The sequence below is a fragment of the Streptomyces sp. NPDC005004 genome, from assembly GCF_053600675.1.
Genome location: NZ_JBSGAH010000003.1, coordinates 159,400 through 171,798, shown reverse-complemented (window position 1 = coordinate 171,798; position 12,399 = coordinate 159,400). Strand labels below are relative to the sequence as shown.

Here is a 12,399-nt window from a genome sequence, read left to right as displayed (position 1 = left end):
TCCCTTGCCGGCGTGCCTAGTTGGCGTGGTCCTGGCGTCCGGCACGTGCGACGGTGCGCTCGCCGCCGGACTCCTCGGACTCCTCGGCACCGGGCTCCACCGGCTCCCCGCCCGCCGGCTCCGCCCCCGCCACCGCGCGCCCCGGGATGAACAGGCTGGCGACGATCATCACGACCAGCGCCACGCCCACCGCCAGATACGCGTCGTGGAACCCGGTCCGGGGATGATCCGCGCCCGCGTTCTGCATCAGCAGCGCGACCACCGCGATGCCGATCGACGCGCCGAGCTGGTTGAGCATGTAGAGCACGGAGCTGCCCTGCGGGACGAGCTGCGGCGGCAGGGTGCGGTACACCGAGCCGATCACCGGGGCGCCCGCCGAGCCCGTGCCGATGCCGAGGGTGAAGGCGGCCAGGAGCGGCCACAGCTGGGCGGTGTGCGTGTCGAACCGGCTGAAGGCCAGCGAGCTGAGCAGGGCGACCGCCGCGCCGGTGAGGGCGAGGTTGCGTGAGCCCCAGCGGTCGGAGAGGCGCCCCGCGAGCGGCATCACCAGCGCGGAGCCGACACCGAACGGCGCGAGGCGCAGGCCGGACTCGAACACGCCGTAGCCGCGCACCTGCTGGTAGTAGAGCGGGATCACGAAGATGCTCGCGAAGGTGGCGAGCCCCAGCACGGCGGCCGCGACGACGCTGGCGGTGAAACTGCGCCGGGTGAACAGCCTGAGGTCGATGAGCGGCGGGGTCGCGCGGGTGGGCAGCGCGTGGAGCGCGTACCCGGCGAGCAGCACGACGGCGACGGCCAGCGGGAGCAGCACCTGCCAACTGGTGAGGGAGCCGCGCTGGGCGACCTCCGACAGGGCGAGTACGCCGGTCGCGACGCCGGGCCCGATCAGCGCGACACCGAGGACGTCCAGACGCCCGGCCACCGCGCGCCCCTCGGGCGGTTCGGCGGGCAGGGTGCGCCGGGCCAGGACGAAGGCGACGATCACGATCGGCACGTTGACGAAGAACATCCAGCGCCAGTCGAGACCCTGGAGGATGATCCCGCCGACGATCGGACCGAGCACGGGCCCGGTCGAGCCGACGATCCCCATGACGCCCATGACCCGGCCGATCAGGGCGGGTCCCGCGGCGCGGGCCAGCAGGGTGAGCATCAGCGGGTCGAGGATGCCGGCGCCGGCGCCCTGCACCACGCGGAACACGATGAGGCTGCCGATGTTCCAGGCGAGCCCCGAGGCGACCGACCCGGCCATGAACAGCACCAGGCCGGACAGCCACAGACGCCTGCCGCCGACACGCTCCACCGCCCACGCGGTGACGGGGATGGTCACGGTCAGTGCCAGGAGATAGCCGGTCGACACCCAGCCGGTCGTGGTGAGCGAGGCGTCGAAGCGGGTGGACAGGGTGTCCACGGCCACGGCGGTCATCGACCCGTCGAGGATGCCCATGATCCCGCCGATGAGGATCACACCGATCATCCGCCGTAAGGCCGGGTCGAGCTTGTCGTCCAAGGGGGTGGTCATCGTCGTCTCCCGACGGAGTCGCTTGCGAAATGAACCTGCGGGTTCAATTTACCAACCTCACGAGGATAGAAACAGTCGAGTTCGGAATACTGCACCGACGGGTACGGTCCAGGCCGTCGGCGGTTACCCTGAGGGCATGGCATCAGCAGCGGCGACGGAAGCGCGGACGGCCTCACGCGGCCGCATCGACAAGCGGCAGGCGATCCTCGACGCGGCCTTCGGCGTCTTCTCGGAGCACGGCTACGCGGACGCCCTGGTGCAGGAGATCGCGGAGCGGGCCAAGGTCGCCAAGCCGACGGTCTACAACCACTTCACGGACAAGGAGACCCTGTTCCGGGAGACCCTCACGGCCGCGGCCCGCACGGTGATGGACCGCAACATCGCGGTGCTCGACCGGATGCGCTCCCCGGGCGACGACCTTCGCGCGGCCCTGAACGACGTCGCCTACCAACTGGTGCGCTCCTGTTGCGACGTGCGCTCCCGCTCCCTGCGCCGGCTGACCTACGCGCAGGTGACCCGGTTCCCCGACCTGATCGAGGTCGTCCAGGACCGCACCTCGGTGCGCATCGCCGAGGCCATGGCGGACCGGCTCGCCCGGCTCACCCTCTCCGGACGTCTGCGCCCCTGCGACCCCGCGCTCGCCGCCGAGCAGTTGCTCGCCCTGATCACCGGCCCGCTGGAGACCCGCTCCCGCCTCGGCACCCGCAAGCCCGGCACGGCGGAGATGCGCGCGCTGGCGGAGGCGGCCGTGGACACGTTCCTGCGGGCCTACGCGGCGGAGTGACGTTCCCGGACGAGGCGGGAACGGGTGGTACGGCGGGTCCGCTCAGCCGCCCAGCTCCCGGTGCCGCGCCGCGAGATGCGACGCGCCCGCCTCCGTGAGCGAGCCGTACAGCCGCAGCCGGGAGATCCCGCCGTCCGGGAAGACGTCCACCCGCGCGTGCGTCCCGACGGCCGGGGCCGGAAGGACGAACCGGTGGAGGGTGTCGGGCTGGAGGCGGGCAGGGGGCAGGAGCTCCGTCCACTCGGCGCCCTCGCCGTCCCGCACCGACACCGACGCCCAGCCCGCGCTGTTGCCCTTCAAATACGCCGTGTCGATCTCGACCGCCCGGACCTCCGACTGGGCGGCGAGGCGGTAGGTGATCCAGTCGTGGCCCCGGTCGCGCCGCCGGCGTGTCTCCCAGCCCTCGTCCATACGGCGGGAGCGGCCCGGCAGGATGGTGTGGGCGGGCGGGGAGTAGAAGCGGTCGGAGGCGTCCTCGACCCGGCCGCCGTTCTCCAGGGCGACCACGTCGAAGGTGCCGAGCGCGGCGAGCCACGAGGGGTCCGGGACGACCTCGCCGTACACCCGCAGCCGGGCGATCCCGCCGTCGGGGTGCTGGTTGAGGCGCAGATGGGTGAAGCGCTGCCGGGCCGACACCGCGAAGCCGTTGACCGCGTGGCCGCCGACCGGGGTGCGCGGGACGAGCGCCGTCCACTTCACGTCGTCGCCGAGGAGCTGCTCCGGTGAGGGGGCGCCGGGCACCGAGACGGCCTCGACGGAGACGGCCTCGGGGTGATTGCCCCGGAAGTGGGCGGTGTCCACGACGATCCCCCGGATCACCCCGGGCGCGCCGAGCCGGATCAGCGCCCAGTCGTGGTCCTCGGCGGTTGGCCACGGATGTCCGGCGTCCGCACCGCGGCGCCGCCGGGTCTCCCAGCCGTCCATCACCTTGCCCTTGTGGCCGAACCGCCCGGGGTCGAACACGGCAGGGCCCGGCGTGAGCAGGTTCTCCCGCTCGGCGAAGAACTCGTCGTTCGCCGCGATCACCCCCGCGCCGAGCCGCCGGTCGGCGAGGTCGGTGTACGCGGTGAAGGGCAAGTCGGCGGTGCGGTAGTCGGCGTAGGGGTCGCCGCCGCCGAACGGGGCCGCGGGGCCGATGAATCGGGTCGTGGACTCCGTCACGGGGTTCCTTTCACTCACGGGGGCGGCTCATCGGGTACGGGTGAGCAGGCGCCCCTTCGGCTCGCCGAACTCCCCGTCCGTGTAGACCCGTTCGCCGCGCAGCCAGGTCGACTTCACCACGCCGTGCAGTGTCCTGCCCGCGTACGCGGTGACCGGGTTGCGGTGCTGGAGCCGGGCCGGGTCGACGGTGAAGGTCTCCTCGGGGGCGAGGACGGCGAAGTCGGCGTCACGGCCGGGGGCGATGGCACCCTTGCGGTCGAGGCCGGCCAGGGCGGCGGTGCGCGCGGACATCCAGCGGACCACGTCCGCGAGACCGTGCCCCCTGCGGCGCGCCTCGGTCCACACGGCGGGGAGGCTCAACTGGAGACCGGAGATCCCTCCCCAGGCGGTCGCGAAGTCCGCCGTCTTGAGGTCGGCGGTGGACGGGGAGTGGTCGGTCACCACGCAGTCGATCGTGCCGTCCGCGAGCGCCTGCCAGAGCAGGTCCTGGTTGGCGGCCTCACGGATGGGCGGACAGCACTTGAACTCACTGGCGCCGTCCGGGACTTCCTCCGCGGTGAGGGTGAGGTAGTGCGGGCAGGTCTCCACGGTGAGGCGGACGCCCTCGGCCCTGGCGGCGGCGATCAGCGGGAGCGCGGCGGCGGCGGAGAGGTGGAGTACGTGGACCCGGGCCTTGAACTTCGCTGCCAGCTGAATCAGTTGGGCGATCGCCTCGGTCTCGGCCGCGGGCGGGCGGGAGGCGAGGAAGCCCGCGTACGCCGTCCCGGCGGGGGCGTCGGCGAGGCGGGACGGGGCCTCGGCGTGCACGATCAGCAGACCGTCGAATCCGGCGATCTCCGCGAGTGAACGCGCCAGTTGCTCCCGCCCCAGATGCGGGAACTCCTCCACGCCGGACGGCGACAGGAACGCCTTGAACCCGAATACGCCCGCCTCGTGCAGCGGGCGCAGATCCTTGACGTTGCCGGGCAGCGCGCCGCCCCAGAAACCGACGTCCACGTGCGTACGTCCTTGCGCGGCGGCCCTCTTGACATCCAGGTGGGCCGTGGTGGTGGTCGGCGGCAGGGAGTTGAGCGGCATGTCCACGAGCGTGGTGATGCCCCCGGCGGCAGCGGCGCGCGTGGCGGTCCGAAAGCCCTCCCACTCCGCCCGGCCGGGATCGTTGACGTGTACATGCGTGTCGACCAGGCCGGGCAGCAGCGCGTGGTCGCCCAGCTCCTCCCGCCGGGTCGAGCCAGGCAGCGGCGCGTCGTACGGCAGCACGGCGGTGACGGTCCCGGCGGCGACGGTGACCGTGGCGGGCCCCACCCCCTCCGGCGTGACGACGCGCGTCGAACGCAGCGCCAGTTCGGCGTCGGACACCCGGACCCCTCTCGGCCGTCGACCAGGCGGTTCACTTTCCGGAAACGGGATTTACACCCATGTAACGGAATTCAACGTTCTGTTGAAGGAGTCTTCATGGCGGGGGGTGCCGCGTCAAGGGTGCGAAGGTGTGGCCCGCGACGCCGGATAGAAAGGACCCATGACACCGACCCCACCGGCCCCCCGCGGCGACATCGCCGGGCTGCTCCTCGCCGCCGGCGGCGGCAGCCGGCTCGGCGGCCGGCCCAAGGCACTGCTGCACTACCGGGGGCGCCTTCTGGTCGAGCACGCGGCCGGAGTCCTGCGCGCCGCGGGGTGCGCACGAGTCCACGTGGTCCTGGGCGCGCGGGCCGCCGAGGTCCGCGAGCGCGCCCGCCTCGACGGCTGCGTCCTCGTCGACAACCCCGACTGGTCCGAGGGCATGGGCTCCTCCCTCCGCGCCGGACTCCGCTCCCTCGTGGGGACGGGCGTCCGCGCTGCCCTGGTGAGCCTGGTCGACCAGCCGGGCATCGGCCCGACGGCGACAGCCCGGGTCCTGGCCGCCTTCGAGGACGAGCACTCCCTCGCCTCGGCCGCCTACGACGGCGTACGCGGCCACCCGGTCCTCCTCGGCTCCGCCCACTGGCCCGGCGTCGCCGCGAGCGCCACCGGCGACCGGGGCGCACGGGCCCATCTGCGGGAGCACACGGCGGAGCTGCGGCTCGTGGAGTGCGGGGACGTGGCGGAGGCGTACGACATCGACACCGAGGCCGATCTGAAGCTGCTGGAGTGACCCGCTCGCCCGGGGGCGCCGCCCCGCCGAAGATCCGCCACCCGTTGAGGTTCCCCCCGGAAAAACCTACGATCCGCTTCTCGGAGGCGTCAGAAGCGACCGCCCGCGAGTTGAGGAAGTGACCGCTCATGTCCGCACCCGCGTCGTCCCCGCCCACGGTCGTGGACGCCCCGTCGCTGCCCCGGCAGGAGGAGGTGCTGACCGAGGAGGCGCTGGCGTTCCTCGGGGAGCTGCACCGGCGCTTCACGCCCCGGCGGGACGAGCTGCTGGCCCGGCGGGCCGAGCGGCGGGAGGAGATCGCGCGGACCGGCACGCTGGACTTCCTGCCGGAGACGGCGGACGTGCGCGCGGACGAGTCCTGGCGGGTCGCCCCGGCGCCGCCCGCGCTGGAGGACCGGCGGGTGGAGATCACCGGTCCCACCGACCGCCGGATGACGGTGAACGCGCTGAACTCGGGCGCCCGGATCTGGCTGGCCGACTTCGAGGACGCCTCGGCGCCCACCTGGGAGAACGTGGTCCTCGGGCAGCTCAACCTGAAGGACGCCTACGCGCGCCGCGTCGACTTCACCGACGAGCGCACCGGCAAGTCCTACGCGCTGCGCCCGGACGAGGAGCTGGCGACCGTCGTGATGCGGCCGCGCGGCTGGCATCTGGACGAGCGGCACCTGACCGACGCCGACGGCACCCCGCTGCCCGGCGCGCTCGTGGACTTCGGGCTGTACTTCTTCCACAACACGCGACGGCTGCTCGACCTCGGCAAGGGGCCGTACTTCTATCTGCCGAAGACCGAGTCGCACCTCGAAGCCCGGTTGTGGAACGACGTGTTCGTGTTCGCGCAGGACTACCTGGGCGTCCCGCGCGGCACCGTACGCGCCACGGTGCTGATCGAGACCATCACCGCGGCCTTCGAGATGGAGGAGATCCTCTACGAACTCCGCGAACACGCCTCGGGGTTGAACGCGGGCCGCTGGGACTATCTGTTCTCCGTCATCAAGAACTTCCGTGACGCGGGACCGGAGTTCGTGCTCCCGGACCGCAACGCGGTCACGATGACCGCGCCGTTCATGCGGGCGTACACCGAACTCCTCGTCCGCACCTGCCACAAGCGGGGCGCGCACGCGATCGGCGGGATGGCGGCGTTCATCCCGTCCCGCAAGGACGCGGAGGTCAACCGGGTCGCCTTCGAGAAGGTGCGCGCGGACAAGGACCGTGAGGCGGGGGACGGTTTCGACGGCTCCTGGGTGGCGCATCCGGACCTGGTGCCGATCGCCCTGGAGTCCTTCGACAAGGTGCTCGGCGACCGCCCGCACCAGAAGGACCGGCTGCGCGAGGACGTCCGGGTGACGGCGGCGGACCTGCTGGCGGTCGGTGCGCTGGAGGCACGGCCGACGTACGGCGGGCTCGTCAACGCCGTTCAGGTGGGCATCCGTTACATCGAGGCGTGGCTGCGCGGTCTGGGCGCGGTGGCCATCTTCAACCTGATGGAGGACGCGGCCACGGCGGAGATCTCACGTTCGCAGATCTGGCAGTGGATCGACGCGGGAGTGGAGTTCGAGAACGGCGAGCGGGCCGTGCCCGAGCTGGTCCGCTCCATCGCGGCCAGTGAACTTGACGCCGTCCGCGAGGAGTTGGGCGAGGACGCCTTCGCTGCGGGCCGCTGGCAGGAGGCGCACGACCTCTTCCTCCAGGTGGCCCTGGACGCGGAGTACGCCGACTTCCTGACCCTGCCCGCCTACCGCCGCCTCAAGGGCTGACCTCGGGGGCCGGGTCGCCTCCCTTGTCCGAGTGGCCGAGGGAGCGGCCCGGGGCCACCCGGTCGCGGACCAGCCGCTTGACCGCCGTCGGCTCGGGGAAGCCCTGCTCGCGGCGGTCCCAGACCACCTCGTCGTCGACCCGGACGACGAAGACACCGCCGGTTCCGGGCTTGAGGGCCAGCTCGGTCAGCTCGCTCTCGAAGGTGGTGAGCAGTTCCTGCGCCAGCCAGGCGGCACGGGGCAGCCAGCGGCACTGGGTGCAGTACTCGATCACTAGACGGTGACTCATCGCGGCCCTTTCGTTGCGGCAGACACACGGCCCGTTGCGGACGCACCGGTCATTGCAGATGCACCGACCAATCCTGTTCCGCCGCCGGTCTGCCGTGCAGATCGGGCACCGCCTTGAGCCAGTCCGGACGCCCCCGCTGGGTGCGTTCCGCGCGCGCGGCGTTCTCGGCCGCGATCTCCTCGCGGCTGGGGAACTCGGTGGGGAGCCACTGCTCGGACAGCCCGACGCGGTCGAGGAGGTAGGCGACGTAGGCGGCGCGTACGTCGTCGGGCGTAGCGAAGCCCGCGTCCTCGGCGAGCCAGGCGTCCGGCACCTCGGCGACGACGCGGCGCAGCAGTTCCTCGGTCACCAGCGGGGCCAGTTCGGCGTCGGCGGCCCGTACGTCGGGGCCGTAGACACCGAGGGCGTGGTGGCGGAAGTCGTACTTCTTGCCGGGTGCGGTGGTGTCCCAGCGGTGGTGGAAGACGAGGGCGGCACCGTGGTCGATGAGCCACAGGCGCGGGGGCACGGTGCCGCGCGTGGGCCAGAGCATGAGGTTGGAGCTGTGGACGGTGCGGTCCACGTTGGCGGTGAGCGCGTCCAGCCAGACGATCCGGCCCGCCTCCAGCGGGTCCACGGGGAAGTCGCGGGCCAGCTCGGGGGTGAGGTCCACGGCTCCGGACAGATAGTCCATGCCGAGGTTGACGCCTGCGCTGGCGCCGTGCAGCTCGCGCACCTCCTGGTGCGGCTCGGAGGCCGCGATGGCCGGGTCGAAGTGCACCAGGACCAGTTCGGGGAAGCGCAGCCCGAGCGCCCGGGCCAGCTCCCCGACGATCACCTCGGCGACCAGCGCCTTGTGCCCCTGGGCGGAGCCGGTGAACTTCACGACATAGGTCCCCAGGTCGTCGGCCTCGACGACCCCGGGTACGGAGCCGCCTGACCTCAGGGGTGCGACATAGCGGGTTGCGACGACCTCTTTCAGCATTTTCCCAGGACGCCCATCTCTTCAACCTTGCAATCCATAGCCGCCTTCAGGGGGCGCAGCGGGAAACCACCTGTCGACGAGCCCGCGGAGAATCCGGGGAGTTCCGGCCGACCTGCCGGTCTCTCCGCTCCCCGGGCAATCCGTCGATGACGGTGCGCCCTTTGCTCCCAGCCTGGCATGAAGTGAGCATAGTAACCGAGGGTGATGGCGGGTGAGGAGTGTGAGCCGCGTGGACCGCTTCCCGGACCCGGTCGAGCCGGCGGAGCGGATCGGGCTGCTGGTGTCCCTGGCGTACGGGGGCGGGAACACGGGGCGGCGGAGACCGCCTCCAGGGGGGTTCTGGCTCGTGCGGCAGTACCTCTCCGGCGCCATTGGGTTCCACAAGGGGGGATCGCCAGGCCGTGGCTGCCTTCGAGCGCACGGGTTAGAAACGAGGCGGAACTCTCAGAAGGGGGAGCGTCGTGATCGATCGCCCGGGGCTGGCGGGCTTTCTCCGCAACCGTCGCGAGGCACTGCAGCCGGAGGACGTCGGCCTGCCTCGGGGACGGCGCCGCAGAACCAGCGGGCTACGGCGGGAGGAGGTCGCGGCGCTGTGCAACATGTCGGCCGACTACTACTCCCGTCTGGAGCGCGAACGTGGTCCGCAACCGTCACCGCAGATGCTCGCCTCGATCGCCCAGGGACTCCACCTGTCCCTGGCCGAGCGTGACCATCTGTTCCGGCTGGCCGGGCACAACCCGCCGCCCCGTGACAGCTCCAGTGAGCACATCAGCCCCGGGCTGCTGCGTGTTCTCGACCGGCTGCAGGACACACCCGCGGAGATCGTCACCGAGCTCGGTGAGACCTTGCGGCAGACACCGATGGGCGTCGCCCTCACCGGCGACACGACGCAGTACACGGGGCCTGCTCGCAGCATGGGCTACCGGTGGTTCACGGACCCGAGCACCCGGGACCTGTACGCTCCGGAGCAGCACGCGTTCATGACCCGGATGTACGTCGCCGGTTTGCGCGGGATCGTCACCCTCCGGGGCCCCGGCTCCCGAGCCGCGTATCTGGCGGATCTGCTCCTCGACTCCAGCGAAGAGTTCCGACGGGTGTGGGACGACCACGAGATCGGGATCCGCCCGCGCGACGTCAAGCGCTTCGTTCACCCCGAGGTCGGCGCTCTGGAGCTGAACTGCCAGCACCTGATCGATCCGGACCAGGCCCACTCCCTGATGGTTTACACCGCGGTCCCCGGCACGGAGAGCTACGAGAAGCTGCAGGTCCTGTCCGTGATCGGCACACAGACGCTGCACTGAACCGACGACCCGAAGACCTGATCGGCCCGATGCCGCCATGACGGCGTGTGAGGCCGGCATCGACTCGATCTCCGACCGTCCGGCGTCCCCGGTCGGGGAGCGGTGCGGCGGCATCCAACAGGGCGACGCGCGGCGGCCGCGGCCGTCGAACCGGTCAGGACGATCGACGCTCCGTCGTTGAGCACGGACCGTAGGGGTGGATCGTCAGGCCCTGAATAACACGGTCCGCCTCCGCGACAGTTGAAGCGACGGCCTGACCTCTAGGAGTGGACTCATGTCACGCACACCCATCGACATCACCATCCCCGACCTGTCGGGGAAGCTCGCCGTGGTAACCGGCGCCAGCGACGGCATGGGGCTGGGGATGGCCGCGCGCCTCGCGCAGGCAGGTGCAGAAGTGATCATGCCCGTGCGCAGCCGGCGCAAGGGGCAGACCGCGATCAAGGTGATCCGGGATTCCGTGCCCACTGCGAAGGTCTCCCTGCGGGATCTCGACCTGGCGTCGCTCGCGTCCGTCGCCGCACTCGGTGACACGTTGCGCGCGGAGGGGCGACCGATTCATCTCCTGATCAACAACGCGGGCGTCATGACCCCACCGGAGCGGCAGACGACGGCCGACGGGTTCGAGCTGCAGTTCGGCACGAACCATCTGGGCCATTTCGCGCTCGTCGCACACTTGATGCCGTTGCTGCGGGCCGGCCACGCGCGGGTGACCTCACAAGTGAGCATCGCCGCCAATCAGGGCTCCATCAACTGGGACGACCTGAACTGGGAACGCGGCTACGTCGGGGCGCGCGCCTACAGTCAGTCGAAGATCGCATTCGGACTGTTCGGTCTGGAACTCGACCGACGCAGCCGCGCGGGCGGATGGGGCATCACCAGCAACCTCTCACAGCCAGGAATCGCTCCGACGAACCTGCTCGCGGCGCGCCCGGAACTGGGCCGTGACAAGGAGGTGGCGGGCCGAAAGGTGATCCGTCTCCTGTCCGGGAAGGGCATCCTGGTCGGGACGGTGGAAACGGCGAAACTGCCCGCGCTCATGGCCGCCACGGACCCCCATGCCAAGCCCGGGGGTTTCTACGGTCCGCGATGGCCCGGACGCCTCGGGGGGCCGCCCGCCGAGCAGAAGCTCTACTCGCGGCTGCGCGGCACGGACGAGGCCGCACGCGTCTGGGAAGTCTCCGAGCAGCTGACGACGACGACTATCGGTGCCGTCTGAGAGGGGCAGGGACCCCACCGGGCCGCACGGGCATCGCCGAGGAGACCGACGAGGTGTTCCGTGCCACCGAGCCTCGACGGCGGTTCGGAACGCTCCGCTGCCCGGGGCAACGCTTCGGCCTCGTCTGGGGGATCACGCCCGGGATGCACGGCCGTGATCCCCCAGACCGCGACGGCCCGGAGGAACAGGCCATGGCCGGACCGGGAAGGCGCCACGCCTGGCACGGTCCCGTCGGAGGACAACCTTCACGCCATTTCCCGAGCAGGCGGACCACGGCAGGCTGGGTGACCATGAACGACATGAACACGATGCGTGCCATCAGCCAGGACGTCCTCGGCGGGCCCGAGGTCCTGAAGGAAGTGACGATGGAGCGGCCCACGCCACGTCCGAACGAGGTGCTCGTCCGGGTGCGGTCCGCCGGGGTCAACCCGACCGACTGGAAGCACCGGGCGACCGGCGGATTCATCGGCGACCCCCCGTTCGTGCTCGGCTGGGACGTCTCCGGCGAGGTCGTCGAGACCGGCGTCGGCGTGGCCGCGTTCCGGCCCGGCGACGAGGTCTTCGGTATGCTCCCCTACCCCTTCGGCCACGGCTCGCACGCCGAGTACGTCATCTCCCCGGTCCGTGCCCTGACGCACAAGCCCGCCTCGATCGACCACGTCCAGGCGGGCGCGCTGCCGCTGGTGTCGCTGACGGCGTGGCAGGCGCTGACCGAGCACGCGGGCCTGAGGTCCGGGCAGCGGGTGCTGATCCACGCCGCGGCCGGCGGGGTCGGGCACGTGGCGGTGCAGATCGCCAAGGCACTCGGCGCGTACGTGATCGGCACGGCGAGCGCGGGCAAGCACGACTTCCTGCGGGAGATCGGCGTGGACGAGCCGGTCGACTACCGGTCCACGGACTTCACGCAGGCGGTGCGGGACGTCGACGTCGTCCTCGACACCCTCGGCGGCGAGACGTCCGTGCGGTCGCTGGAGGTCCTGCGGCCGGGCGGGATCGTGGTGTCGATCGTGCCGTTCGGCGGCCAGGACTTCTTCGAGGAGGCCGAGCGGCTCGGGGTGCGGGCCGTGCGGATGCTGGTGGACTCCGACCGGCACGGGATGCAGGAGATCGCCCGCATGGCGGAGGCGGGGCAGCTGAAGGCGACGATCGCGAAGACCTTCCCGCTGGCCGAGGCCGCCAGGGCACACGAGCTGGGCGAAACCGGCCGGACGACGGGGAAGCTGGTGCTGGTGGTGGACTAGCTGTACGAGGCCAGGACGTGCTGACGCTCCGCGGGA

The 12,399-nt window shown here is 71.5% G+C and carries 11 protein-coding genes; 6 read left to right on the top strand and 5 right to left on the bottom strand.

Annotated elements, in window-relative coordinates:
* Positions 1-16 precede the first annotated feature (16 nt).
* Positions 17-1,519 carry an MDR family MFS transporter gene (locus ACWEEU_RS05145; RefSeq protein WP_385750703.1) on the bottom strand — a complete coding sequence of 501 codons (1,503 nt, stop codon included), beginning with the start codon at positions 1,517-1,519 and terminating at the stop codon, positions 17-19.
* A gap of 136 nt (positions 1,520-1,655) precedes the next feature.
* On the opposite strand from ACWEEU_RS05145, the gene ACWEEU_RS05140 reads away from it, so the two are divergent.
* Positions 1,656-2,303 (top strand): TetR/AcrR family transcriptional regulator, encoded by a 648-nt coding sequence (locus ACWEEU_RS05140; protein WP_385750705.1) that lies wholly within the window; start codon positions 1,656-1,658, stop codon positions 2,301-2,303.
* A gap of 42 nt (positions 2,304-2,345) precedes the next feature.
* Here the strand turns inward: ACWEEU_RS05140 and alc are convergent, their stop codons facing one another.
* Positions 2,346-3,464, bottom strand: coding sequence for an allantoicase (gene alc / locus ACWEEU_RS05135; RefSeq protein ID WP_451728638.1), 1,119 nt, complete (start codon positions 3,462-3,464; stop codon positions 2,346-2,348).
* A 27-nt stretch (positions 3,465-3,491) separates the two neighbouring features.
* Complete coding sequence (allB, locus tag ACWEEU_RS05130) at positions 3,492-4,823, bottom strand: allantoinase AllB (protein ID WP_451728635.1); 1,332 nt, start codon at positions 4,821-4,823, stop codon at positions 3,492-3,494.
* A 160-nt stretch (positions 4,824-4,983) separates the two neighbouring features.
* Here allB and ACWEEU_RS05125 point away from each other — a divergent pair, with 160 nt between their 5' ends.
* Together ACWEEU_RS05125 and aceB are read left to right on the top strand one after the other, a co-directional pair.
* Complete coding sequence (locus ACWEEU_RS05125; protein WP_451728632.1) at positions 4,984-5,595, top strand: nucleotidyltransferase family protein; 612 nt, start codon at positions 4,984-4,986, stop codon at positions 5,593-5,595.
* 128 nt (positions 5,596-5,723) lie between these two features.
* Positions 5,724-7,349, top strand: a complete 1,626-nt coding sequence (gene aceB, locus ACWEEU_RS05120; protein ID WP_451728629.1) for a malate synthase A — start codon at positions 5,724-5,726, stop codon at positions 7,347-7,349.
* On the opposite strand, the gene ACWEEU_RS05115 is transcribed toward aceB, so the two are convergent.
* Positions 7,339-7,638 carry a SelT/SelW/SelH family protein gene (locus ACWEEU_RS05115; RefSeq protein WP_385750717.1) on the bottom strand — a complete coding sequence of 100 codons (300 nt, stop codon included), beginning with the start codon at positions 7,636-7,638 and terminating at the stop codon, positions 7,339-7,341. The two genes, aceB and ACWEEU_RS05115, sit on opposite strands and share 11 nt — an antisense overlap.
* 49 nt (positions 7,639-7,687) lie before the next feature.
* On the bottom strand, positions 7,688-8,602 hold the full coding sequence (locus tag ACWEEU_RS05110) for a HipA family kinase (RefSeq protein WP_385750720.1): 915 nt from the start codon (positions 8,600-8,602) through the stop codon (positions 7,688-7,690).
* Positions 8,603-9,063: 461 nt separating this feature from the next.
* On the opposite strand from ACWEEU_RS05110, the gene ACWEEU_RS05105 reads away from it, so the two are divergent.
* From ACWEEU_RS05105 to ACWEEU_RS05095, 3 genes are all read left to right on the top strand, one after another.
* Positions 9,064-9,903, top strand: coding sequence for a helix-turn-helix transcriptional regulator (locus ACWEEU_RS05105; RefSeq protein WP_451728624.1), 840 nt, complete (start codon positions 9,064-9,066; stop codon positions 9,901-9,903).
* Positions 9,904-10,177: 274 nt separating this feature from the next.
* On the top strand, positions 10,178-11,122 hold the full coding sequence (locus tag ACWEEU_RS05100) for an SDR family oxidoreductase (RefSeq protein WP_451728621.1): 945 nt from the start codon (positions 10,178-10,180) through the stop codon (positions 11,120-11,122).
* Between the two features lie 290 nt (positions 11,123-11,412).
* Positions 11,413-12,363, top strand: a complete 951-nt coding sequence (locus ACWEEU_RS05095; protein WP_451728618.1) for an NADP-dependent oxidoreductase — start codon at positions 11,413-11,415, stop codon at positions 12,361-12,363.
* Positions 12,364-12,399 lie beyond the last annotated feature (36 nt).